Source organism: Alteromonas sp. MmMcT2-2 (assembly GCF_022348305.1).
In the GTDB taxonomy this organism is placed as follows: Bacteria; Pseudomonadota; Gammaproteobacteria; order Enterobacterales; family Alteromonadaceae; genus Alteromonas; species Alteromonas macleodii.
The window spans coordinates 23138-49048 of sequence record NZ_JAKRFA010000001.1 but is presented as its reverse complement, the minus strand read 5'-3'; the positions used below and the strand labels follow the sequence as shown (position 1 = coordinate 49048).

Sequence of the window (25911 nt, the reverse complement as noted above, 5' to 3'; positions counted from 1 at the left end):
AATAACAACCTAGCCGTGTATCAAATTTAAGAAATGGTGTAGGTACTTGTTCAGACATAACTTTATTCGACAGTACTAGGTCAACCCTATCACACCCGTTGATTTTTGCGCAAAAGGTTAAATCAATTGGGTTGATTTAATTGATTCTTTCGACAATACTATGCCCCAATTAATTAACGATTCGTTAACCTTGCGCGAACTGTGCATAGGTAAGCTGCAATTTTTAAATTCTGTTAAGTGAGGCTGGTATGAAGATTTTATGTTTAGGTGAAGTGCTAATTGATATGTTAAGCCAAGGTGCTGCGCCCAAAGATGGCAACATACCAGCAATGAAACCTTTCCAGCCCTACGCGGGTGGTGCACCTGCTAATGTGGCAGTCGCTGTAGCTCAGCTAGGTGGTGAGAGTGCGATGGTCTCGAAAGTAGGTGACGATACTTTTGGCGCGTTCCTTAAAGAAATGCTAGAGCACTACAAAGTAAATACTGACTTCGTGTGGACTACACAAGAAGGTAATACGGCTTTGGCATTTGTAAACTTGGATGCAGACGGCGAACGCTCTTTTGATTTTTATGTTGATAATGCCGCGCATAAACATATTTCAGAGCAAGATTTGTCGACGATAGATTGTGATAAAAATACAGTGCTTCATTTTTGTTCAGGTTCTATTTCAGGTCCTGAACTTATTCCTGGTACCGAGTTTATTCTGAACAAGGCGAAGGAAAACGGCATGATGGTGTGTTTGGATATTAACTATCGCCCAGCGTTTTGGGACCACACAGCGAATGCTCCGTCACGTATAGATGAAGCTGCAAAGAAAGTGTCTGTTTTAAAGGCTAGCCGAGAAGAACTCGCAGAGCTATATGGCGAAGAAAATGCTGATACAAAAGTTCAGCAATGGCTTGATAGCGGCGTTAAAGTTGTATTGGTAACTGATGGTGGTGAGCCCATTCACTATATTACCAAGTCCTTCAGCGGCACGTTAGCGTCACCTAAAATGGATGTAAAAGACACGACGGCAGCGGGTGACTCTTTTATTGGTGGCTTCTTATATTTCCTATCTACAAAAGTGAAAAGCGCTGATGACTTCGACGCGTGGGCGGAGAACTTCGAGAATGTAAGCGAAGCTACGGAATTTGCTATCCGCTGTGGTGCTTACACGGTAACGCAGTATGGTGCATTTAGCGCATTGCCAACGCAGGCTAATATCGCTAAATAAGTATCGATTATCTCAAGATAAACAAAAGGGTTCAAAATGAACCCTTTTTTCTTCAATCGCTGCGCACCGGCAAAGGTGGCGTCAGCTGATGTATTGGTTGCTTAGTGCTTATCCGCTCTACTTTGGAACTTGCGTTCCTCGGTGTTTACCTTAATCCATTCGCCAGTGCTGATGTATTCAGGCACCTGTACAACCAGTCCGGTTGAAAGCGTGGCAGGCTTGGTTCGAGACGTAGCAGAGGCGCCTTTAATAGATGGGTCTGTCTCAACAACTTCAAGCTCTACGCTCATTGGCAAATCTAACGCTACTGGCACTTCACTTACGATAACCACCTGAATACCGTCGGTGTCTTCATTAATGAATAGCGCCTCATTTTCAATACTTTCTTTGTTCAAGTGATAAGGCGTGTAGTCTTCCTTATCCATGAAAATGTATTCGTCACCATCAACATAAGAAAACATTGCCGGACGACGAATTAAATCAGCCATATCTAATGTGTCTGAGTCTTTAAATGTTTCGTCGTACTTAGCACCTGTGACGACGTCATACATGCGCATGCGATAAATGCTGCCACCTGCACGACCTTGGGGTACAGAACGTTCTATGTCTCTAACTATGCAGGTCTTACCGTCAAATACCACGGTGTTATTCTTTTTGATTTCACTAGCCTTAGGCATGGCGATTTCCTATTTTTGTTCTCTTCAGGCAATCCGCCCGAGGTCATCTGTAAAACTTCATTTTCAGCGATTTTTTCTTACTTAGGAAGTATTTTTACGTGGTTAGTTTTCGATTAACGCTTTAACGTTGGTTAGCGTGTCAGCTTCGGCGGCGGGTTTATCCCAACGAATACGGCGAATGCGAGGGAAGCGCAGCGCTACCCCCGATTTATGTCTTGAAGAAGGATGAACCGCGTCGAAAGCCACTTCTAACACCAGATCTTTCTTTACCTCCCGCACAGGGCCAAAGCGTCCCACTGCATTGCGCCGTACCCAGTTGTCTAGCTTCTTAAGTTCTTCGTCGGTAAATCCAGAATATGCTTTTCCTATTGGCAGAAGTTGGTCGTCTTCCCATGCACCGAATGTGTAATCGGAATAGAAGCTCGATCGTTTCCCGTGCCCTCGCTGCGCGTACATCATTACCGCATCAACCACCAGCGGGTCGCGCTTCCACTTGAACCATTGCCCTTTGGGACGGCCGGGGATGTACTTGCTATCTAAGCGCTTTATCATCAACCCTTCCACCGCGCGATTTTGACAAACGTGGGCGTGAAGTTCACGAAGGCTTTTAGGAGAGCTTGCAGAAAGGGTTTCCGATAAAAATAATCGCTCGCATTTGTTGTGGTTAAACCATTCATGGAGCGCCTGGCGACGTTCCTTCAACGTTTTCTGAGTTAAATCTTTGCCATCTAGCACTAAGGCATCGTAGACAATAAGTCCAACAGGTGAAGACGCTTGCAGTGCTTTACTTGGCTTTTTCTTGTTGAGGCGTTGCTGAAGTGCATTGAATGTGTCGACATTCGGCTGTGAAGCCATAGCGTCATAAGCGTCGCCTTTTACGTTATGAATAACCAATAGTTCACCGTCTAGCACCATATTTCCTTTTACCGTTTCAAGTAGGTCGGGAAAAGAATGGCTAATGTCATCTCCTGTGCGTGAGAAAAGCGCCTTATCCGGCGTGTCTTCATTTGTTGTTTGCCCTGCTTTGTTATCGTTCTGGTCTTTTCTTGTGGCGCATTTACTGGCAATAGGCTCTGATTTAACAGCAAGCTGAACACGAATACCGTCGTACTTGTTTTCAATTTGCCACGTGTTTTCCTTAAAAGCATCAATATCGCTGTCCTCAATAGGATGGGAGAGCATCACGGGGTGGAAAGTAACTGCATTTTCAATGTCAGGTTTGTCAGCTTTGCCTTCTAACCAAGCAAGCATGTCGGTGTAGGGTGGTGTAACCGCGTGCCACAGGGTTTCAATTTCTTTGATATCTTTATTGCCATAATCGGCTAATATTTGTTTAATGGAGCGAGCTGACACGCCTATGCGCAATCCGCGGGTGCCAAGTTTCAATAAAGCCCAGCGCTGTGCAGGGGTCATTATCGTCAGGTAGTTGGCTAGCGTTTCCGACACCTTCTGTTTACTCACAGACGCAAAGGTTTCTACGACTTCAGTAAGACTTGGAAGATTATCCGTAGGTTCACTGTAAGGCCATAAATGCGCCACGGTTTCGCTAACCTCTCCCACATAATCGTAGCTCATTGCAAAAAGCGCAGAGTCAGTGTGTTCGGTAATGAGCTTTTTCACAGTGTTACGCTTAAAAAAATCGAATCGCAACGTACCGGCCATAGCGGCTATAGCCCAGCCACGATCAGGGTCAGGTGTGTTGGCAATGTAATCAGCAATGAGTTGCGCTTTGGCTTTGTTTCCCGACGTGTAATAAAGTTGCTCAAGCAAATTACTAAATGCTTTCATTAGTCGCCTCCTTGCTCTTCTTCATCGTAGCCGACAAGCGATAATGCCCTAGCTTTGAACCCCATTTTTTCAGCTTGATACATTAACGCGTCCTCTCTACCGTGGGTCACCCATACTTCTTTGGGATTCACTTCTTCAATGGTTTGTAATAATTCTGGCCAATCGCAGTGATCGGAAATAATAAGCGGTAGTTCGGCATTTCTTTGCTTCGCACGGGCGCGAATTTGCATCCAGCCAGACGCCATAACAGGGCGCACATTGGGTAAGCTTCTCGACCACCTGTCGGCCAATGCCGAGGGGGGCGCTAATACAATCTCACCTGCCAGTGCTTTTTTATCTGCGACGTCGGATACAGGAATTAAAGCGCCTAGACTTATTCCAAGCTGTTCATATAAATCGCATAGCTTTAGCTGCGCACCATGTAAGTAGATGGGCTTTTCGTACCCCGCTTCACGTAGCGCTAAAATAACCCTCTGGCATTTCCCTAGGGCATACGCACCAACAAGGTGGCATCGTTCGGGAAAAACACGTAACGAGTGAAGGAGCTTATCTATTTCGTGCTCTATAGGTGGATGTTTAAACACAGGAAGGCCAAAAGTGGCCTCGGTAATCAATACATCGCAAGGGACAACTTCAAACGGCGGGCAGGTAGGATCGTGGCGGCGTTTATAGTCGCCAGAAACCACAACGCGGTAGCCTGCATATTCAATAAGAATCTGGGTGGAGCCTAAAATATGCCCGGCGGGGAAAAAAGTGACCGCAACGTCATTAAATGTCACTGACTTACCTAGCGTTATGGCGTGTTGGTGTGTTGCCATATCATCGCCATAGCGGGTTTTCATAATAGCTAGCGTCTCTGCGCTGGCATAGACACTGTGGTGGCCGGCGCGCGCATGGTCGGCGTGGCCGTGAGTAACAAGTGCGGTTGACACTTCATTCATAGGGTCAATATAAAACTGGCCTGGCTCGCAATACAGGCCAGTGTCGTCAGCTTTTAGCCACGTTGATGGATGCACTACACATAATTTCCACGAAATAAATAATGCTCTTACTACGTAGTGAATGCCTAAAATCGACCATTTGATATTCGCTCGTCTAGGATTTTTGCGAACTGCTAAGCGCTTAAGCACTTTGTTTGTCGCAGTAGATATGGACTTGGATACAGCTTCGGAAGAGGCACTTTAAAAGTCTCTCACATCACATGTGTGGTTGAATCAATGGAGTACTTTCCTTGATGAGAAGTAACACTGATAAGGATGCTGTAGTTCTATAACGTGCTATTCGAGCTACCTATTGTACAACCTCAAATTGTTGGGCTTCTGATGCTGTTGCCTCTAGCGTCGCTTCGGAGAGGTGTGGATTATTAAGTTTGAGTACGGTTCTCTCTGAAAGCTTCAGCGCTTTTTCAATATCTTTAAAATTAATGTACTTTTCAAATAACGCGGCGAAGCTTCCGTCTTGTCGAGCAATATTTAATCCCCGTTCTATGCGCTGCGCTAATTCAGGTTTCGATTGTGAAACGAAGAAAAACATGTAAGACGGATAATACAATAAAACTGAAGGCTCTATGATAATGTCTGGGTCGTTTAGCGATTTCGCCTCTACCACCGCCTCATGAGCCGCACGTGGAAAGTAATCAATTCTACCAGCCTTTAAAAGCTCAATGATAATGTCGTAATTACTGGTTCCTAACGCAGTAAATCCGTTGTGCTCTAGAATCTGAAAATCGGGCCAGTCGTGACCTTGACCTGCAACAAACCGCTTTAGATCAGGCGCGCTACGAACATTGTTAAACTCATGTAGAGTATTTTGGCGGATCAAAGAGACGCGATAGCCCATGATTCCGTTCAATAGAGGAACCCGCACCGGAATGGCTTGCTGTTCACGCAGTTTTGACGTCACTGTCCAAAACACGTCAACTCCCCCTTCTTGGTTTAGTTGGCGCAGAACGCGTTCTTGAACCAAATTGCCGCTACTCTCTACAAGATATGTTGGTTTAATAGGGTCTTCTGTTTTGCTGAGCGCTAATTTAAGTAATGCAGAGTAATAGGCATGAGAGGCATAGTCGAGTTCACTACTTTCGACTATCTTAACTTCGTAACTGCTAGGGGCGAGCTGTGATGTTTGCGCACTGTCCAACACACTTCCAAAAACTTGTTGACAGAAAAGGTGCCAAATTATCATCACCGCTACTATTGAAAATAGCCTTACTCGACGTCGATTTTGTATCATGCCTATTTACCTCAATGGCTAAGGAAAAGCCATTGGCCTGCTAACCTTTAACATTGAGTAAAGCTTAGCAGGCCTGCTTATTTAGGTCGCGTTTACCGTTCAGTATACACACAATTTTCAAGATGCAAGCGATATGGCGTTAGGTGAGCTGCTCTACTTCGTCCTGTTTCAATTTTTGCTTTTTGTGAAAACTGCGCAAATACATTTTTCGCCATAGGGCTTCAAAGGGACCTTGGTTGAAGTGCTTAGTAATGCCGTTCGCCAAAATAACTTGTACTGCGGTGAAGGCGATGGTGACAAGAAGCAAATCAAGCAACGTTACGCTGTAAATAAAGTTTGGAAAATAAGCGGGCATGACGATGCGAAATAGTACAGCGAGTGCTATTGATTGGGTTAAGTAGAGGGTGAACGCAACTTTGCCGCAGTTTATAAGCGACTGATACCACCACGCCGCAGTATGTCTTATATTTATCAATAGGTGAGCGTATACCAAAGCACAGAAAATGGCTGGAATGCTAGTGAACATGGGGATCACATCTAATGTTACCTGTTCGAATAAAAATTGCGGAAGTGCAGTAATGATGGATGTGACGATAGCAACCAATACTAACTTCTTAAATATCAGTGACGAGAAGCCGTGATTGAAAAAGCCTGCCCTATACAAATAAGCGCCAAACATCATAAGCCCCATAGACTGCCACAGCATAGTGAATGGCGCGACAATAACCGTAGACAGCATAAACGATGCTTGAATACCAAGCTGCGTTAAGTAGCCGCTTTGCCACAAGGCCACTTCTTCGTTAAATGTTTCACTGGGTCGTGTTGCCAGTTCAGCCCCCATGTCGAACACAAACGCCATGATGAGCCCACCAACTAACATAATTGCGCTTCCCACAATAAGGTAATGAATACTTTTCTTTTTGAGTTCATCTTGAGGGAGCGTGAAGTGTTTTAAAATAAAAAATGCGCACAGGCTGTAATAAAGCAAGATGTCGCCGCTGAAAATAAATACGCCATGCAGTAGCCCAAATACAAACAGCCACTTGAGTCTGGCTTGTGAGAAATCTAGGAAATGTTGTCCGCGCTTTTCACAGGCCTCAAATTGAATTGCCAGACCTGCACCAAACAACAAGCAGAACAGAGAGCGAAATCGTCCATCCAAAAACAGCGTATTAAAAAGTGAAATAACCGTGTCTGATAATAGCGGCTCTTCAAAAAATGCATAGTTAGCGTAACCGTTTTGGTGAAACGTAATGTTCATGAATAAGATGCCAAGAATGGCTAAACCTCTAACGGCGTCTATTGAATGAATTCGCATGTACGGTCCTTGTAAGAAAATCGCTAATTCGTGAAACATAAGAAGGTCAAAAACTCTGCGCTGAAGTTTACGCTAAGAAAATGCATAAGGTCGAAGTGAAAAATGTATCTAAACATTAAACGCGCTGAGGATGATTACATTGTGCATCTATCGTAAGGCGTGACAAGTAAACCTAACCAAGGTTTTGCCGTATAAGTGCTAAAAGTATTAACAAGAACCATCAATGACTTCACTTCCTTCAGTCTTTGCCCATTGGTTTGAACAAAAAGGCTGGCAACTACGCGATTATCAACACACCATGCTGGTGGAGAAAGACCAGCATGACTGTACATTATTGATTGCGCCAACCGGCGCTGGCAAAACCCTCTCTGGCTTTTTACCTAGCCTAGTCGAACTTGCAGAGACATTTGGTATGAGCGAACTTGCAGAGACATTTGGTATGAGCGAGCTTGCTGAGGCATTCGGTACGAGTGAACTTGATGAGATTTCGGAAAACCAGGAGCTTGTTAAGAAGACCGGAACCAGTGAACAAGCAGAAATAAAAGCAATAAACAAACAGGCAACAAAAGGAAAAGAAAAGGATGGGTTCAACGGCCTACATACCCTTTACATATCGCCGCTGAAAGCACTCACGCAAGATATTCATCGAAATTTGTTACAGCCCATTGAAGAAATGGCGCTGCCGATAACGGCAGAAACACGCACAGGCGATACGCCCTCACACAAGCGCCAGCGTCAACGGAAAAAGCCGCCAAACATCCTGCTTACCACACCAGAGTCGCTCATGCTGATGTTGAGCTACGCCGATGCAGATAAGCTTTTTGGCAAGCTTAAACGCGTGATCATCGACGAAACACACAGTTTAATGGCCAACAAGCGCGGAGACTTTCTTTCACTCGCCCTCGCGCGGTTAAGCGTTCTATCACCGCATTGTAAGCGTATTGGCTTATCAGCCACCGTCGCTTTTCCCGAAACGCTAGATGCGTGGCTGGCTGGCAGTGACGGTGTAGCTAATATTGTAAAAGTGAAAGCGGGTGAAAAACCTAAGGTGGAAATGCTGCACTCTAAAGCGCGCATGCCTTTTGGCGGCTTTATGGCTCGCTACGCCATCGATGATATTTACCAGGCCATTGAAAACGCCAAAACCACACTGGTTTTTGTGAATACGCGAGCTCAGTCAGAGCTGTTGTTTCAAATGCTGTGGGAGGCAAACAAGGCTGCGCTACCCATTGCCCTTTATCACGGCAGCTTGAGCAAAGAGCAGCGTCGTAAGACCGAAGCCATGATGGCAAGCGGCATGCTGAGGGCAATTGTATGTACGTCGGCCTTGGAGTTAGGAATCGACTGGGGTGATGTAGACAAGGTCATACAAGTTGGCGCACCTAAAGGTGTAAGCAGGCTGCTGCAAAGGATAGGGCGAGCAAACCACAGGCTCGACGAGCCAAGTGAAGCGTTGCTCGTACCGGCAAACCGTTTTGAAGCGCTGGAATGTCAGGCGGCGATCTCCGCTATTGAAAAAGGGGAGCTAGACGGGGCAAGCCCACAGCCAGGGGCACTGGACATTGTCCCGCAATTTATATTGAACTGCTTGTGTAGTAGGGCTGATAGCCCAGATACCTTGTATCAAGAGATACTTACCGCCACGCCATATCAAGGGTTGGATAGAGATGATTTCGATAAGCTGTGGCAGTTTACTCAAGACGGCGGCAGTGCGCTTAATGCGTATGAGAGATATCAACGCCTCACAAAAAACGACGATGGCACTTACTCGCCAGCGAATCGGCGGGTTATTCAACGGCACAGACAAAATATCGGCACAATCGTTGAAGCGGGTCGGCTTAAAGTAAAGCGTATACGAAGAGGAAATCAGGGCAAGATAATTGGTGAAGTAGAAGAGTATTTCGCTCAGCAGTTAACGCCCGGAGACACCTTCTATTTTGCAGGAGAAGTATTGCGTTTTGAGGCTATTCGCGATATGCAGCTGCACGCTAAGCCTGCAAAAGCAAAAGAGCCGAAAATACCAAGCTACGCGGGTGGTCAAATGCCGCTATCTACTTACTTGGCGGAAGGGGTACGGGCAATTTTGGCTACTCAGAAATCATGGAGAGCACTGCCTGCACAGGTACAAGAGTGGCTTAAACTTCAACAGGCGTTTTCTCAATTGCCTAGTCCTGACAACGTGCTTGTAGAACAATTTCCGTTTAGACAGGCGCACTATACCTTGTACTACACCTTCGACGGACGCAAAGCGAACCAAACCTTAGGTATGTTGCTAACGCGACGAATGGAAAAAATGGGCATTCAGCCGTTAAGCTTCAGCGTGACCGATTACGGATTATCGGTAGCATCAGTAAACGCCATCACACAAGGGCAGCTGCAGCACCTATTTCAGCCGGATATTTTAGGGGACGAGTTAGAAGACTGGATGTTGCAGGCACCTATGCTTAAGCGCTCGTTCAGGCAAGTGGCGGTGGTGAGTGGGCTCACTGAACAGCGCTATCACGCCAGCCAAAAAACCATGAAGCAGGTCACGTTCTCCACGGACCTTATTTACGATACGTTGCGTGAACACGACCGCGACCATATCTTACTTAAAGTAGCGCGGGCCGATGCAGAACGTGAGCTACTTGATTTACGGCGACTCGCTAATTTACTTATTCGCTACGTAGATTCAGCGATATTAGTGAATCTTGAAAAGCCGTCGCCCATGGCCATTCCAATAGTGCTGGATGTGCGTAGTGAACAAGTGAAAGGCGCTGGCGCACAGGCGATCATCGAGCAAGCTAATTTATATGCAGAAGCTGAAACCATGTTAGATGAAGTTCGTGCATTGTTATCGGGGGCTAGCGTTGAATAACGTGAAGATAAACACGACCTGTAGGCTTCGCTTTAATACCTTGGCGATGTACTTCACGCCTGACACCTTGCTCAACTAACAAGAGCGGTCAGAATGCGGAAGCTTGAAGCGTAGTCCCGCAAAATTAACGAGCGGTTTCAAACCGATAATAAAAACTCACAAACGAAGAGCAAAAGAGGAAATTTTGGCAATAAGCGATGCTTGGCTAACCGAAAAAGTAAGCCAGCGCCACATCACTATTACAAAATATGCAGACTACTTGTGGCTGTTAGACGCGCGCGGTGTGACGTATTTACCCGCATGCGATTGGCTTATAGTGTCTGATCTCCACTTAGAAAAAGGCAGTTATTTACGCAGTTATGCGAACCCGCTGCCGAGTTTAGATTCCACTGCCACGTTAACGCGGTTAGAAAGTATCATCGAAGATTACAAGCCACTGCGAGTTATCAGCTTAGGTGACAGCTTTCACGATAAACACAGCATGTCGCGCATGACCACTGAGGACCGTCAGCACTTATGCAGATTAGTTGATAGTGTGAACGAGTGGATGTGGGTAGAAGGTAATCATGACCCAGATTTACCCGACGGCATACCGGGTACGCCGTGTTTTGAAATAGTGTTAGATAATATAGTATTTAGACACGAAGTAGAAACGAGTGAAACTCGTGCTCAGGTTATTGGCCATTATCACCCCAAAAAGCGCACAACCATTACTCGCCGCCGTTACTCAGGCAAATGCTTTACTAACAACGAAAATGTATTTGTGATGCCAGCCTTTGGTCAGTTCACTGGTGGGCTAGATATAGATGAAGAGGTAATGCTAACGCTTCTGCCTAAACGCTCACGACAGGTATTCATGCTCTACGACAACATTATATTTAAAGTATGAACCACCAAAATGGGGTCAGAGTACATTTCCACCGCGGCAGAATTAAAAAAGGGGTCAGAGTACATTTTGTGACATAGATTTGTCTCGGAAAATGTACACTGACCCCATTGTTTCAAATAATGTACTCTGACCCCATTATTCGGGTTAGTCGCGCCAGCGCTTGGTTAGTTCGTCGTAGGCGTCTATGCGGCGGTCGCGGAAGTAAGGCCAAATGCGCTTCACCTGTTCGGTACGTTCCATATCAAGCTCTACGGTTAGCGTGGTTTCACCTTCAGCTTCGGCTTTGGCCAAAATCTCACCTTGCGGGCCTGCTACAAAGCTTTGTCCCCAGAACTGAATACCTGGATCACCTTCAACAGGTGACGCTTCAAATCCAGTGCGGTTTGCCACGATAACCGGTACTGAGTTTGCCACAGCGTGAGAGCGCTGAATGGTTTCCCATGCACCATGCTGACGGGTACGTTCTTCTTCTGTGTCAGTTAAATCCCAGCCGATTGCGGTAGGGTAGAACAACAAGTCCGCACCTGCCATCGCCATTAGGCGCGCCGCTTCTGGATACCACTGGTCCCAACACACCAATACGCCAAGTTTACCTACGCTGGTTTCAATAGGCGTGAAGCCCATATCGCCCGGTGTGAAGTAAAACTTCTCGTAAAAGCCTGGGTCATCAGGAATATGCATTTTACGATATTTGCCCGCAATTTCTTTACTGCGGTCGAACACGACTGCGGTGTTGTGATACAAACCTGAACCGCGCTTTTCAAATAAAGATGTCACCAACACGATATTGTGTTTTTCGGCTAGTTCACCAAAAAATTCTGTCGCAGGTCCAGGAATTGGTTCAGCCAAATCAAAGGCGTCAGTATCTTCTTGCTGGCAAAAATACAGGGTGCTGTGTAGTTCTTGAAGCAAAATACACTCGCATCCTTCAGCGGCTAATTTGGCAATTTGCTCGGCACTTTTATTCCAGTTCGTTGCTTTATCGTTATCGGCAACGGCCTGTTGTACCAGACCCACTTTTAGCTTAGCTGGGCGCATGTAATGACACTCCTTTCTTTAAGGTGGTGATAATCGAATCTTTTAATGTATTTCTGGGAACCTGCATGGAAATGCAATGCAAGCTGCCGTATTGTCTTACGAGTACACTGCAATCGATTGGTTCAACAATATGATTGGGATGTGCTCTTTGTACAGTCTCAATGGCTTCTGCGTCTTCCTCTTCACCGTAAACAGGCAATAATATTGCGTTGTTACAAATTAAGTAATTTGCGTACGATGCCGGCAGGCGGTCCCCTTCGTCATTTACAATATTAGGCAGCGGCAGATGAAACTGTTCATGCTCAGGCAGCTCAAGGGCGCACTCGTCGCACAACGCTTTCAACCCTTCAAAGTGACTGTCATTAGGACGGTTGTTACACGCCTGGATCACTAGGCCTTTGTTCGGCGTGAAACGCACTAATGTGTCGATGTGACCGTCAGTATCATCGCCTTCTAAATGACCATGCTGCAAAATAGTAACTTTGCTGCAGCCTAACATATCTTTAAATGCATCTTCGTAAGCGCTTAGCGACATATCACCATTACGCTCAGGGTTAAGTAAACACTGGGCAGTACTTAATAGGTGTCCGTCTTCATCAATTTCCAGCGCGCCACCTTCTGCCACAATTGGGCTGCTGCGAAGTACAGATTTACACATGCTGGCAAGATAACGCTGATTCGCCAGATTATCTTCAGCGGCGTTAAACTTATTGCCCCAACCGTTAAAGCGAAATTCTACCGGCGAGCCATTGCCTTCACTGTCTTTACAAGTGATGAAGCCGTAGTCGCGCATCCATGTGTCGTTAAATGAGGCAGGAACAATAAGCACTCGAGCGTTCTCTGGTAAACGAGAATTAAGATCGTCTACGTCACTCGGCGCACATAATAAAATCACACCCGCATCGTTGCGGTTTACTGCAGCAATCACGTTTAGATACGTCGCTCTCGCGTCTTCTAACCATGGAGCCCAGTCGGTTTGCGCATGAGGCCACGCTAACATAACAGCATCAATGTTATGCCATTCAGGCGCCATAGTACGGTTGCCGTGCATAGTAAAATTCCAAATAGCTACGAAATAGGGTTCGGATTATAGCCATGCCTCAGCATGAGACCAAGGCAAATGGCGATGAAATTAATTGGCGGTGACGATTACTTTAAGCCATAAGGAAAACTGAAATGACAGAAAAAAGGGGCAGTCTTTATCTTAAATGCCGCCCACCGTTAAGATGAAGGGTTTGCCCTGTCACGTAGTCACTATCAAATAAATAGTTCACGGCTTTCACGGCCTCTTGCGCCCCCGGTACTATCTCTAACAGTGATTTTTCTAACGCTTTTTGCTTATAAGCTTCGTCATCACCCTCATTGAACATAAGCAAAGCTGGGGCAATGCTATTTACTTTTACCTTTGGTGCTAGCTTCTTAGCAAATGATAGGGTCAGGTTGTGCAAGGCTGCCTTACTTGCCGCATAAGCCATGTGTTTCTCGCTGCCTGTTTCTTGAACGTAGTCAGTCATATGAATAATGTCAGATTGAACGTCGCAATCACAAAGAGCCTTTTCAAGTGGCAAGTTTATGCGGTAAGGGGCAACAGCATGGACCAACATCATTCGTTCAATCAAGCTATGCTTGTCATGGTTATCTTTTTCTTGCGCCCAATCTGACGCGTTGTGGATCACCGCTCGATAGGTTTTACTGATTGCCTTAATCTCATCAATTGCTCGATCAATAGCCGCCTCAGTGCTAAAATCCGCCTGTAAGACTGTAGCACCTTTATCCTCAAGCATTGAAATACTTGGACGAAGTGTTCGATAAGTCACGACAACGTGGTGGCCCTGGTCAAGTAAACTATTGGCCATAGCTAAGCCTAAACGTTGACTTGCGCCTGTAATTAACACAGGTGAATTCAAGATGATGTCCTTCTTTCGTAAAAGGTAACGGTTTTATTATTCTGTGCCAAATGCACAGTCGGTAGCAATGACATTAAATAAAAGTCATGTTGCCAAGTAATCGATCTGTAACGAACTCATGCTCGTACAAGATCAAAAAAGAAGTAACTACGGATAAAGTAATGTTAGCAAAAGAAGCGGTAATTGTGCGCGACGCACTAGACCCCTCTATTTCAGAGCCAGCACAACGTGTACGAGAAGCATTAGAAGCCAAAGGTTTAGAAACACCTATGGTGGCTAATGGTCTTACTGACGAGCAAAAGCGCAAACGAATTGAAAGTGCTATGCGTGACGTAATGGACACGCTTGGCCTTGATCTAACTGACGACAGTTTGTGTGATACGCCCACGCGAATCGCTAAAATGTATGTTAATGAAATCTTCGGTGGATTGGACTACCGCAAATTTCCTAAGATTACTGCCATTGAAAACAAGATGCAGATTGACCAGCCTGTACAGGTATCTGATATAAGCCTGACCAGCACCTGCGAACACCACTTTGTTACTATTGATGGCACGGCAACCGTATCTTATATTCCAAAAGACACAGTAATCGGCCTTTCAAAGATTAATCGCCTTGTGGGTTTCTTTGCTCAACGTCCACAAGTACAAGAGCGTTTAACTCAACAAGTGTTAGTTGCGTTACAGACGTTGACCAATACAGAAGACGTAGCGGTGAGCATTAACGCCACGCACTATTGCGTTAAGGCGAGAGGGATCCGTGATACTAATTCATATACGAAAACGTCTGCGCTCGGCGGCCGTTTCCTTACTGATAATGAATTGAAACGAGAGTTCTTTCGGTAGTTGATGGTTGTTTGTTTCGGAACTTTATTCAAGAACTTTAAAAGCCGCTCATGAAGCGGCTTTTTGTTTGCTAACATTTTGCTACGCTTTCCAATGCGCTTTATTTGATAACAAGCTCTGCATCCAGTGAATCGACAATCAAATTGATACGGCCACCAATACCATCGGCCGCCGTTAAACTGAGTACTTTATTGCAGCACCCACAAGATTCATGTTGTTCGTGATACATGTCACGAACTGTTTCTAACTGGAAGTCATTTATTGCGCCGCAATACGGGCACATGTATTCCAAAGCACTATCACTTTGCATCGTTTTATCCGTTACCATGTTAAACATATCCATATGACATAAGTCGAATCCCGCTGTGTAATACTTCTGCGTGAAGCAAGAAACAAACCACACACAACAAGAAGAGTGCTACTTCCGCGTCAATCAGTTTGAGAGCCAGTCAACCACAGGCCAAGCTACCAAAGTTATGCGGAAGCTACGTGAACTATCTATTCACTATTAAAAGTATAGTGGGTATTTATTGGTGTGCCTGTGAAAAAATGACTTATTCGATAAGTCACTGGCAGTAAAGATAATTAATTTGGCGACTAAGCCGCGGATAACTTGCTAACCACTTTTCAAACAGCAATTAGCAAGATATGGCGAAAGCTCGAACTTTAATCAGCAAGAAGCCACATTTGTTGAAAAGGCTCAAGCAATAGTGGTGAAGCATTCATTTCGACAGTTTCATCAGTTAGCAAATCTCGGCTTGATGCGCCCTTTAGTGTTGCCAAAAGGCTACGCTGAATGGTTTGAGGGTGCTCACTGAAGTTACATATTACAAGCAGCTTGTGACCCTGTGTATTTTCCCGAAGAAAAGCAAAGCAATGATGGTTATCGGCATCTAAAATTTGGGTGCTAGACTGCCCGAAAATCGCATTCTGCTTTCTAATTGCTATCATTTTGCGCAATCCATTAAACACGTGAAGGCTCGCAGTCTCTGTAGGGTTGGCTGGCGAAGTGTTTCCTAGCGCCAATTCCGTATCAGCGCGGGTAACGGCAATTCGGTTTACCCATCTGTCGTCGTGCTTTTTGGTGTCATCTAATCGATAGCTGTAGTCATTAAGCTTGCCTACTTCATCACTTGAGTAAAGTAACGGAATACCTCCAATGCTAAAGGTGATACCGTAAAGCAGCATCATTCGTTTCACAGCGTCATCAATGCCTTTTGAATCGTTGGATTTAAGCGCGCCTTCTAGCCCACATAAAGAGGCTAGTGAACCACACACACGACAATCGCCGTTAGAAGGGTTTTCAGCAAACGGCACGCCGTTGGCAAAACTTCCTTCAAAACGACCGGTATAAAATTGATTAAGAAAATGGCGGTGATCGAATGCGTTAATACCCAGTTCGTTGGCTACCGCGTCGTCGAAGGTCCATCCGATATCGTCGTGGCATCGCACGTAGTTCACCCATGTGCAGTTCTCAGAAATAGAGAAGCTCTTTTTCATTGAGCGCGTAAGCAAACGGGTTTTACGCGTGGCTAACGAATTCCATAGCAGTGCCATTAGCAAAGGGTTGTAGGATAGCTGACACTCATCTTTTTCGATGTACTTAAGTACTTCGTCAGGGTGCACGATGGCTTCTGACTTAAAGACCACGGCAGGCGCTACAATTTGTAAGCAACAGTTGAACGCTTGTATAAGTACGTGGGCCTTTTCCTGATTTTCGCAGTTAGTACCTAGCTCTTTCCAAATAAAGGCCAACGCATCTAAACGCAGTGCAGCGCTACCTATATTGGCCAGAAACAACATTTCAGACGTGATAGCGTTAAACACCTCAGGATTACTGTAGTTTAAATCCCATTGAAAGCTGTTAAATGTCGTCCATACCCATTTTTCTATCTGTTCATTAAAGGTAAAGCTACCTCTTCTTACCTGGGGAAATATTTCTCTTAAAGTATGTTCGTACTGATCGGGAATGGTTCTGTCATCGAAAAGGTAGTAGTAGCCTTGAAACTGCTTCTCACCTGCCAGTGCAGCTTTCGCCCAAGCGTGCTCGTCAGAGGTATGATTGAACACAAAGTCGAGAACAAGATTTATTCCCTCTTTTTGCAGTGCTGAAGCAAGCTTTTCCAGGTCTTTCACTGTGCCTAGCGTTGGATTAACCTTGCGATAATCCGACACAGCATATCCTCCATCGCTATCCCCTTTGGGCGCATCGTATAAAGGCATTAAGTGCACATAGGTAACGCCTAAAGACTTAAAGTAGGGAATTTTGTCATGCAAGTCATTCAGAGTGGGGCCCATCAGGTCAACATAACAGGCCATGCCGACTTGCTGTTCATCGCGATACCAAAGCGGGTTTTTTAACCTTTCATTATCAAGCTTTTTGAGGGCTGGTTTACGGCTTTTTAACCCGTCTCTTAATATTTCAACCAGTTTTTGTAAATGAAAGTAGCAGTCATACTGGTGCCCATAAACGTAGGTATATTTGTCAAAAAGACGAGGAAAATGTTCCTTCAAGCGACGCGTAAAAGTTGTTGCATCTTTCTTACTTAGGCCAGATAAATCGGTTGATGCCAAGATTCGGTCTAAACATACACCACTGTCAGCAGCATAGCTCATAGAAAACTCCAAAGTGCGACGCTTAGGTGCGTCATACAACCTATCCTAATTAACAGGTTTACAGGCTTTTTAAATTCTGTTAACTTTTATCTTAAACGATTAAGCTCATTTATCAAGTTTATTACATCGTTATTTTTGACCTACTGAATGCGTGCAATGATCAACGTGTTTTTGTGAAGTTTAGAAGGGCTGAACAAGGCCTTTCATACCGTGCTTGTGAGACAGACTATGCCCAATCATGATCCTAGTAGCAGAATTATCAGATGGCTAACCTACCTAATGTTTATGATGTTTGCGATGACGTCAGACTCGGTAGGCGAGATAATCAAAGAAGTGAAAGTGGCGTTCTCTGTCACCAATGCTCAAGCAAGCTTAATGCATTCACTCCCTATGTTAGGTATTGCCTTATCGGGTCTTTTCCTAGGTTTTTTGGCTGATAAGTTAGGCCGCAAGCCTACCATTATCATTGGTTTAGCGTTGTTTGGCCTTGCATGCTACAGCTTCTTAATTGCTAACGACTTTGTGTTGATTGTTAGTTTAATGAGCTTATCTGGCGTTGCCGTGGGCATCTTTAAAACAGGTGCGCTGGCGCTCATCGGTGATATTTCAACATCGACCAAACAGCACACAGCTACTATGAATGGGGCAGAAGCCTTCTTTGGCGTTGGTGCAATTATCGGGCCTCTTATTGTCGCTTATCTCATTCATCAAGGCGTTGCATGGCAGTGGCTTTATGTAATCGCCGGTGGTGTTTGTACGCTACTTATAATCGGTGCTTTGCTGGTGAAATACCCCGCTTACACTCGCGATACAGCCTCAGGTGAAAAGAAAGTATCGATAGCGCAGAGCTTAAGTTTAGTGAAAAACCCCTATGCTTTAGGATTTTCAGTAGGCGCGTTTTTATATGTCGCCGCAGAAAGCGCCATTTATGTGTGGATGCCGAGTTATTTAGTGTGCGACGCGACTACGCTTAAAGCGACCTATGATTGTTATACTGAAGGCTTCTCTCAGACCCTTGCAATATACTCGGTAACGGCATTCTTTATCCTTCGTGCTGCAGGGCGTTTCGTAGGCATCTGGATGATGTCTCACTTCAACTGGGCATTGGTTCTTATGGTGTTCACTGGTGCTATTGTACTGTGTTTCGGTCTTGGTCTGTGGGGCGGAAAACAACTTGCGTTGTTTCTATTCCCGCTAACGGGCATTTTTATGTCAGTAATTTATCCTACCTTTAACTCAAAAGGCATAAGCTGTTTCCCAAAACATCAACACGGAAGCGTAGCCGGAGTAATCTTGTTCTTCACCGCAGCAGGTGCGGCTGCAGGGCCTTTCATCATGGGCCTGGTGAGCGACGCCAACGGTGGCGACGCCAAGTATGGCTTTATGGTAGCCACGGGTTTTGCTGCCGTGCTCTTTGTTGGCTTGGTGTATAACTACATTAAGAACCCTACCAAAGAACGTTTAGCGGAAATTGAGGCAAGCGAATACGCCAACTAAATGCAATGCTCGCTCTTTATTCCTTAAAACCGTAACGTGCCGGGCTTGCTCTCGGCACTGGTTTTTCCTCACGTTGTTGTTTAAGCTTCGGTTATTCCTATCAGTTTCTAGTCTAATCACGTTCCATGGATGAGTTAAAACAAGCGCAAGCCCTTTACGACACTCTTGTAGAATTTGCAGTGACCTACAGTTTCCAAATTGTAGGCGCCATCATTATTTTTCTGCTTGGCTGGTGGGTGGCCAATAAAATAGGCCACATGGTTGAAAACCTGATGGTCAGCAGAAATATCGATATTACGCTGAGCCGCTTTACCGGCGGTGCCAGCAAGCTAGTGGTATTGGGTATCGTAATAATTATAGCATTAGGTAATGTGGGCATTAGCGTAACCCCACTTATAGCCGCCGTAGGTGCTGTAGGTTTAGGTGCAGGTTTAGCTATTCAAGGTATGTTGGCCAATTATGCCGCTGGCTTTACCATAATTATTACCCGTCCTTTCGTTGTTGGCGACACTATCCGCGTGCGTGGTGTTGCAGGGGTGGTCGATCAAGTCATGTTGCCCTATACCATTCTTATTGACGAAGACAATGTTCACATCCAAATACCCAACAAACTGATAGTCGGTGAAATCTTGCATAATTCTGCAGAGAACATGTTGATTGAACTTGAAATTGGCGTTGCCTATTCCAGTAAGGTCGATGAGGTAATCGATGTGATTCGCAAGGCTGTTGAAACGGTAGATGGAGTCAGCGAAGAAAAGTCACCCGCCATTGGTGTAGATAATTTTGGCGACAGCAGTATTAACTTTGGTATTCGGGTTTGGGCGCCAGCTGTAAGGCATTTCGAAGTGCGCTATGCACTAAACCAAGCCATTTTTAATGCCCTTCAGCAGCATGATATTGAAATACCATTCCCGCAGCGGGAAGTCAGGATGCTCGACCAATAAAAGTTTGTATCGCTATTGATAAAAATGCCGAATAAGAGAACCCTTATTCGGCATTTTTCTATCACGGCTTCGCGATTTTTAGATTTCGTATAGCTCTAGGGGTAAACCGTCAGGATCTTGGAAAAATGTAAAGCGTTTGCCGGTGTATTCATCGGTTCTCACTGGCTCGCATTCAACTCGCTTATTCGTTAGGTGGTTAATCATTTCATCGAGGTTGTCCATCTTGAACGCTAAGTGCCTAAGTCCTTGCGCTTCTGGGCACGACGGTCTTTGCGGTGCCCCCGGAAACGAAAAAAGCTCAATCTGACTGCCATCAGGTAACGCGAGGTCACATTTGTAAGAGTCTCTGGCTTCACGGTAGTTTTCATCAATAATCGAGAAGCCCAACACGTCCGTGTAAAACGTCTTTGAGCGAGGGTAGTCACTACAAATGATAGCAACGTGGTGAAAGCCTTTCAGCATCTTAATTTCCTTAATATTTATGCTTACGGCATCTCTTGACCGCGAGCAGCCTCAAATAACTTGTACCAGTGCTCTCGACTTAAATGAACATCTTCAGCCTTTTGGCTTGCTTTAATTCTGTCAATATTGGTACTGCCCAAAACGGGCGCAATGTTGGCAGGATGTCGCATCAACCAGCCCAAAACAATCGCTTCAGGCGTAGTTTGATATTCACCTGCAAGTTGAGTCACTAAGTCTGCCGTTGCACGGTCATTACTATTTTCAACTTTTGCACCTGTGTATCTACCTTGTGCCAAGTTTCCCCATGCCTGAAGTTGCACGTTGTTCATCATACAGTATTCAAGTGTGCCGGGCGCATAACCTGTATCGCGATTAGCAGCACTGTTGGTAGTAATACCGTCTTCTAACCAGTCTCTAAAGCCAAGACTCATTTCAAGTTGGTTGGCAATGATAGGTGTGGAAAGTGCAGACTGCAGGTAATTAATTTGGTGACCATGCATGTTTGAAACGCCAACATGCTTTATTTTACCTTGCTGCTGAAGCAGCGTCAGTGTACCGGCGACTTCGTCTAGCTCCATAAGTGGATCTGGACGGTGCAGCAGCAGTATATCAAGCTGTTCTATTCCTAATCTAGAGAGAATGCCTTCAACCGACGTGTGAATGTGATTTGCTGAAAAGTCGTAACGCTTTGGTCCTAAATCATCTTCAAATCGTATTGCACATTTAGATTGGATAATCATTTTGTCTTTTAATTCGGGCGCTTGCTTGAGCGCTTCACCAAAAACCGTTTCGGCTTTGCCGAACGTATAAATATCAGCATGATCAAACACATTAATATCTAAACTCAGCACAGTATCAATGATGCTTCTTGCTTGGCTTATATCGGCTTTGGTTGCCGGTTTGTCGTTCCAACCGCCACCTAAGCCCATGCATCCATATATTAAGCGGCTTGCGTGTGGAAAGTGTGCATTCATGTCATTTTCTTCCTGTTTGAGAATATCGAGTGGGCAGGGCCTGTATTAGCTCAAGGCTTATTTTAAAAGCACTGTAATATGGTCCAAGCGATAAGAAAAGTCTGATTAGGCGAGCGTATTTTTACTGTCGACCGTTAGCCTAGCTTGAAGGTTTATGGTGTTGCAGCACCGATAAAGATCATTTTTGCGATGTAGGCGTGTATTTAAATTAATCAGTGGGCTTTTTAAAAGCTAAGTTCAAGGAAAAGAGGGCATATGTTTAAGCAGTTAGTTTCAATGTTTATGGCGGGTATGGTGTGTGTGGGCTTGTCTGGCTGTACTGGCGTACCTGACAAGGTAGTGCCGGTTGAAGGCTTTGAGCTTCCTCGTTATTTAGGGAAGTGGTATGAAATAGCGCGCTTTGACCATAGCTTCGAAGAAGGATTAAGCGAAGTTACGGCAACCTATAGCATGCGCGATGACGGAGGGGTTAAGGTAATTAATCGCGGTTTTTCAGTAGAAGAAAATGTATGGGATGAAGCCGAGGGCAAAGCGTATTTTGTAGAGTCTGAAACGACAGGGCATCTGAAGGTATCGTTCTTTGGCCCATTTTACGCCAGCTATGTAATTATGGAACTAGATCAAGAAGGTTATCAATATGCTTTGATAACAGGCCCAGATAAAGACTACCTTTGGATTTTAGCGCGAACACCTTCTATTTCAGATGAAGTTCGCACCCGTTTACTAGAAAAAGCGACATCGGCTGGGTACGACGTTAGCAAGCTTATTTGGGTAGAGCAAGGCGAAGAGAATTCATAGCCACTTTCGAGCGAGTTGTTCTGCGCGCAAAATGGGAATTGTGCTATTATTGCGCGCATCTTCCCCTCTGTTTGAATAAGTACTAAGAGAGACAAGGCATGCAAACGCTCACCATTACTACGCCAGACGATTGGCACCTTCACTTTCGCGATAACGAAATGCTAGCTGAAACAGTGCCTGCAACCGCACGTTGTTTCCAGCGCGCTATTGTTATGCCAAACCTTGTACCACCGGTGGTTAATGCTGAAATGGCCATGGCGTACAAAGGGCGAATTGAGGCTGCGCGACCTAAAGGCAGTAGCTTTGAGCCATTAATGACCTTATTCCTTACTAATCAAACTACACCTCAAGACATTATCGATGCAAAACAAGCGGGCGTAACTGCGTGTAAGCTATATCCTGCAGGGGCCACTACTAATTCAGACGCCGCAGTAAAAGGCATTCAGGCTTTATACCCTGTATTTCAAGCCATGCAAGAGCAAGGTTTGCTATTGTTGATACACGGTGAAGTGACCGAACATCACATTGATATTTTTGACCGTGAAAAAGTGTTCATTGATACCCATTTAGGGCCTATCGTTGACGCATTCCCTAAGCTGAAAGTGGTGTTTGAGCATATTACGACAGCAGATGCCGCAAGCTTCGTAGCGGGCGCCAGCGAATTTGTTGGAGCCACCATTACCCCTCAGCACTTATTGTTAAACCGCAACGATTTACTGGTTGGCGGCGTACGCCCTCATAACTATTGCTTGCCAGTGCTAAAACGCAACACGCATCAGAAAGCGTTGCGCGATATGGTGGCAAGCGGCAACAAAAAATTCTTCCTAGGTACCGACTCGGCACCTCATGCAAGACATAAAAAAGAAAATGCTTGCGGCTGCGCGGGTTGTTATAGCGCATGGTCTGCAATTGAGCTTTATGCCGAAGTGTTCGAGCAGCTAGGCGCAATAGATAAGCTTGAAGGATTTGCTAGCCATTACGGTGCAGATTTTTATGGTTTACCACGAAATACGACTACAATGACATTAGTGAAAGAGTCGTGGACGGTGCCAGAACAAGTAACCCTAGCTGATGGCACCGATATGGTTCCATTTTATGCGGGGCAAACGTTGCAGTGGAAATTAGAAAAGGCATTTCAAGCGTAGTTTTTGTTGTTATTGTCTGTTTATGTGCCCTGTGGAGTTCATCCACTTGGGCACAAGCACTCTCTTACTCTCACGCCCCCGATTTACCAAGTACCCTATCTCCCTCTGAGAAGCAGAGTATTCAATCTTACTCACTCACAGTGTTTAAAAATGCCTTATCAAAAAATGGCATTGATTTAACGCCTGCTACTGACACCATATCGAATAAAGCTGACGTCCTTATCAATTTGATCAGAGATGAAAATAACGAAGATAGTTATTTTTGGGTCACGCCGCTATTTGCCTTTGAATGTGGAAATAATGTTCGATGTACGCCGAATGCGGGCAGTCAGGCAACTACAATAGCAGTGAGCTATATCGCACTGAGCAAAAGTGAAGGTTCTGCCGATTTTGCAGAGCGGTTGAGCGAGCTAATTGCTCAATACAAAGGTTCAGACAATTTCACATTGCTTGCTAGCGCTATACGGGATGAACTGAAAGCATCTTTCCCGGCCACAATACTTACTTTTGGAACACTAAGCTTAGCAGGTGAGCTGCATGCTAATACCGACAATCTTTGGGTCATCGCCGACATTGTGCCACTTTTTTCAGAGGTGGGAGAGCGAGGAAAGCTTAAAGGTATTGCTGCAGACTTGGTCAGAGACATATTAGATGAGATGACGCTAAAGCAGAATATCCTTTCCGCGCCATGGGAACGTATTGCAAAGGAAGCAATGACCAAGTCTAACGTATTGGTATTCTCAGTAATTCGCACGAGTGAAAGAGAAAGCGTGTTTCACTGGGTAACGCCGGTATCAAGAAACCTTCATGGACTGTACGGCATCGATAAGCCCTATTTTGAATCCTTTGCCAACGTACCAAAGAACTTTAGGGTTGGTACCTTATTGGAAGACTATCGCTATAACGTTGCAATAGAGCATGGCTTCAAAGTAAAAGCCTATGATTCGTGGCAGGCATTAGTGGATGCACTGATCAACAACGAAATTGATACTATTTTCGGTTCTCAGGGGGCAATTGACTTTGGATGTAACCCAAAACAATTTAAATGTGAGACAATAACCCTATCGAGTAAGTACGACATTTCAACGGCCTACCTAGCACTGTCGAAGAAAGACACCTGTGTTTTGGTTTTAGAGAAGCTCAAGTTAGCGGCGGCCGGTGTGAAAATGAGTGACAAGTTTAATGAGCAGCTTTCTTCCTGGAGTGACATGGTGTCCCAAGAATACGGCATAGCTCATCATACCGAACATGGTGTAGTGCACCTTTGGAACCCAAATTAATGACAGTTGAAACAGTTAAGCATTTAGATATAAACCCTGCCATCACCAAGGCGCTAGACTCACAAGGCATTTACCAACTTTCCCCTATACAGGCACAATCGCTCCCTGAGGCGTTGCAGGGGAAAGATGTGATAGGCCAAGCGCAGACGGGCAGCGGCAAGACACTGTGCTTTGTAATTCCTGCCTTGCAGCACGTAGAAGTGAATGATTTTACCACGCAGGCTATCATACTTTGTCCTACCCGAGAGCTTGCTGATCAAGTGGCTCAGCAGTGCCGTTCGGCGGCTAAAAACATCGGTAATATTAAAGTGACCACGTTATGTGGTGGCCAGCCTATGGGGCCGCAGATTCAGTCACTGAAACATAGCCCGCACATCATTGTGGGCACGCCGGGTCGCGTAATGGACCATGTGGAAAAGCGTCGAATTGACCTAAGTAACGTAAAGTTGCGTGTCCTCGATGAAGCCGATCGCATGTTAGATATGGGCTTTGAAGACGATTTACGCATTATTTTCGGTCAAACGCCAAAACAAGTGCAAACCCTATTGTTTTCTGCAACCTTTACGGAACAAATTGAGCGTGTAGCCAAGCAGTACCTGCACAACCCGGTAACCTGTAAAGTTGAGTCTCAAGACAGTAAACCCGCTATCACCCAATTGGGCTACAACGTGCTCCCGCACACACGCACTCAGGCCCTTAAAGCGGTACTTACCCACTACCAACCTAAAAATGCCATTGTATTTTGTAACCGCAAGGTTCAGGTAAATGAAGTGGTTGAGGAGCTTATCGAAGATGGCTTTAGCGCAGCTGGACTTCAGGGGGACTTGGAACAGCATCAACGCACATCGGTGCTAATGCAGTTCGCCAGCGATGCGCTACAAGTACTTGTTGCCACCGATGTAGCTGCGCGAGGGCTGGATATTGATGATGTTGCCTGCGTAATTAATTGCACGGTAAGTGAAGAGCCGGAAACCCATATTCACCGCATTGGTCGCACGGCGCGAGCAGGCGCACAGGGCATGGCGGTCACGCTAGTCAGCGATGACGAAGAGCACTTTTTGCGAAAAATAGAAGTATTGCAAGAAAGCGATATTCCACTTAAAGGCGCACAAAGCCTGCGTTTTCATAAAAACAAAATTACTCAGCCTGAATTTACCTGTATTTCACTAAGCGCGGGTAAAAAAGAAAAGCTTCGCCCAGGCGATCTGGTGGGTGCACTTACCAAAGATGCGGGCATTCCTGGCGATGACTTGGGCAAAATTAAAGTGCAAAACAGCATGAGTTTTGTCGCAGTGAAAACGCGAAGCGTGAAAAAAGCCATGGCGCACTTTAGAGAAGGTAAGATCAAAGGAAAGCGTATTAGAGCCCGAAAACTTTAATAAGAGCTTCAATAAATAAGTATTGACGTTATACAAAGGAAGGTTGAG

Annotated in this window: 22 protein-coding genes; 10 read left to right on the top strand and 12 right to left on the bottom strand. The window is 45.3% G+C overall.

Going from position 1 to position 25911, the window contains the following annotated elements:
- Positions 1-248 precede the first annotated feature (248 nt).
- Positions 249-1217, top strand: a complete 969-nt coding sequence (locus tag MHM99_RS00205; protein ID WP_239217670.1) for a carbohydrate kinase — start codon at positions 249-251, stop codon at positions 1215-1217.
- Positions 1218-1318: 101 nt separating this feature from the next.
- Here the strand turns inward: MHM99_RS00205 and yeiP are convergent, their stop codons facing one another.
- From yeiP to MHM99_RS00180, 5 genes are all read right to left on the bottom strand, one after another.
- A complete protein-coding gene (gene yeiP, locus MHM99_RS00200; RefSeq protein ID WP_014951071.1) occupies positions 1319-1894 on the bottom strand; it encodes an elongation factor P-like protein YeiP in 576 nt (191 codons plus the stop codon).
- 102 nt (positions 1895-1996) lie between these two features.
- Complete coding sequence (locus MHM99_RS00195; RefSeq protein ID WP_239217668.1) at positions 1997-3682, bottom strand: cisplatin damage response ATP-dependent DNA ligase; 1686 nt, start codon at positions 3680-3682, stop codon at positions 1997-1999.
- On the bottom strand, positions 3682-4698 hold the full coding sequence (locus MHM99_RS00190) for a ligase-associated DNA damage response exonuclease (RefSeq protein WP_039229360.1): 1017 nt from the start codon (positions 4696-4698) through the stop codon (positions 3682-3684). Before MHM99_RS00190 ends, MHM99_RS00195 begins: the two co-directional genes overlap by 1 nt.
- Positions 4699-4972: 274 nt before the next feature.
- Entirely contained in the window at positions 4973-5914 is a 942-nt protein-coding gene (locus MHM99_RS00185) for a transporter substrate-binding domain-containing protein (protein WP_239217666.1), read from the bottom strand.
- A 139-nt stretch (positions 5915-6053) separates the two neighbouring features.
- Entirely contained in the window at positions 6054-7232 is a 1179-nt protein-coding gene (locus MHM99_RS00180) for a DUF418 domain-containing protein (protein WP_187446915.1), read from the bottom strand.
- Positions 7233-7455: 223 nt separating this feature from the next.
- Here MHM99_RS00180 and MHM99_RS00175 point away from each other — a divergent pair, with 223 nt between their 5' ends.
- Entirely contained in the window at positions 7456-10089 is a 2634-nt protein-coding gene (locus MHM99_RS00175) for a ligase-associated DNA damage response DEXH box helicase (protein ID WP_239217664.1), read from the top strand.
- A gap of 184 nt (positions 10090-10273) precedes the next feature.
- Positions 10274-10978, top strand: a complete 705-nt coding sequence (gene pdeM / locus MHM99_RS00170) for a ligase-associated DNA damage response endonuclease PdeM (protein ID WP_156078942.1) — start codon at positions 10274-10276, stop codon at positions 10976-10978.
- 144 nt (positions 10979-11122) lie between these two features.
- Here pdeM and MHM99_RS00165 read toward each other — a convergent pair whose 3' ends face one another.
- From MHM99_RS00165 to folM, 3 genes are all read right to left on the bottom strand, one after another.
- Positions 11123-12016 (bottom strand): carbon-nitrogen hydrolase, encoded by an 894-nt coding sequence (locus MHM99_RS00165; protein ID WP_039229281.1) that lies wholly within the window; start codon positions 12014-12016, stop codon positions 11123-11125.
- Positions 12003-13067, bottom strand: a complete 1065-nt coding sequence (locus MHM99_RS00160; protein WP_239217662.1) for an agmatine deiminase family protein — start codon at positions 13065-13067, stop codon at positions 12003-12005. Before MHM99_RS00160 ends, MHM99_RS00165 begins: the two co-directional genes overlap by 14 nt.
- Before the next feature lie 148 nt (positions 13068-13215).
- Positions 13216-13923 carry a dihydromonapterin reductase gene (gene folM, locus MHM99_RS00155; RefSeq protein WP_239217660.1) on the bottom strand — a complete coding sequence of 236 codons (708 nt, stop codon included), beginning with the start codon at positions 13921-13923 and terminating at the stop codon, positions 13216-13218.
- Positions 13924-14084: 161 nt separating this feature from the next.
- On the opposite strand from folM, the gene folE reads away from it, so the two are divergent.
- Positions 14085-14768 (top strand): GTP cyclohydrolase I FolE, encoded by a 684-nt coding sequence (gene folE / locus MHM99_RS00150; RefSeq protein ID WP_014951061.1) that lies wholly within the window; start codon positions 14085-14087, stop codon positions 14766-14768.
- Positions 14769-14868: 100 nt separating this feature from the next.
- Here the strand turns inward: folE and MHM99_RS00145 are convergent, their stop codons facing one another.
- Both MHM99_RS00145 and MHM99_RS00140 read right to left on the bottom strand, forming a co-directional pair.
- Positions 14869-15096, bottom strand: a complete 228-nt coding sequence (locus MHM99_RS00145) for a hypothetical protein (protein WP_230598813.1) — start codon at positions 15094-15096, stop codon at positions 14869-14871.
- A gap of 338 nt (positions 15097-15434) precedes the next feature.
- Positions 15435-17384 carry an amylosucrase gene (locus MHM99_RS00140; protein ID WP_239217658.1) on the bottom strand — a complete coding sequence of 650 codons (1950 nt, stop codon included), beginning with the start codon at positions 17382-17384 and terminating at the stop codon, positions 15435-15437.
- Between the two features lie 279 nt (positions 17385-17663).
- Here MHM99_RS00140 and MHM99_RS00135 point away from each other — a divergent pair, with 279 nt between their 5' ends.
- On the top strand, positions 17664-18881 hold the full coding sequence (locus MHM99_RS00135; protein WP_014980533.1) for an MFS transporter: 1218 nt from the start codon (positions 17664-17666) through the stop codon (positions 18879-18881).
- Between the two features lie 125 nt (positions 18882-19006).
- Positions 19007-19825: a mechanosensitive ion channel domain-containing protein gene (locus MHM99_RS00130; RefSeq protein ID WP_014977631.1), complete on the top strand. Its 819-nt coding sequence runs from the start codon at positions 19007-19009 to the stop codon at positions 19823-19825.
- A gap of 78 nt (positions 19826-19903) precedes the next feature.
- On the opposite strand, the gene MHM99_RS00125 is transcribed toward MHM99_RS00130, so the two are convergent.
- On the bottom strand, positions 19904-20287 hold the full coding sequence (locus tag MHM99_RS00125; protein WP_239217648.1) for a VOC family protein: 384 nt from the start codon (positions 20285-20287) through the stop codon (positions 19904-19906).
- Positions 20288-20310: 23 nt separating this feature from the next.
- Positions 20311-21261, bottom strand: a complete 951-nt coding sequence (locus tag MHM99_RS00120) for an aldo/keto reductase (protein ID WP_168463634.1) — start codon at positions 21259-21261, stop codon at positions 20311-20313.
- Positions 21262-21516: 255 nt separating this feature from the next.
- On the opposite strand from MHM99_RS00120, the gene MHM99_RS00115 reads away from it, so the two are divergent.
- The 4 genes from MHM99_RS00115 to dbpA all read left to right on the top strand — a co-directional run bounded on the left by MHM99_RS00115 (position 21517) and on the right by dbpA (position 25863).
- Positions 21517-22059 carry a lipocalin family protein gene (locus tag MHM99_RS00115; RefSeq protein WP_187446912.1) on the top strand — a complete coding sequence of 181 codons (543 nt, stop codon included), beginning with the start codon at positions 21517-21519 and terminating at the stop codon, positions 22057-22059.
- A 98-nt stretch (positions 22060-22157) separates the two neighbouring features.
- Positions 22158-23204: a dihydroorotase gene (gene pyrC, locus MHM99_RS00110; RefSeq protein ID WP_168534242.1), complete on the top strand. Its 1047-nt coding sequence runs from the start codon at positions 22158-22160 to the stop codon at positions 23202-23204.
- Complete coding sequence (locus MHM99_RS00105) at positions 23174-24484, top strand: ABC transporter substrate-binding protein (protein WP_168534240.1); 1311 nt, start codon at positions 23174-23176, stop codon at positions 24482-24484. The genes pyrC and MHM99_RS00105 overlap by 31 nt, the downstream gene beginning before the upstream one ends.
- Positions 24484-25863, top strand: a complete 1380-nt coding sequence (gene dbpA, locus MHM99_RS00100; RefSeq protein WP_168534238.1) for an ATP-dependent RNA helicase DbpA — start codon at positions 24484-24486, stop codon at positions 25861-25863. Before MHM99_RS00105 ends, dbpA begins: the two co-directional genes overlap by 1 nt.
- The last annotated feature ends 48 nt before the right edge of the window (positions 25864-25911 follow it).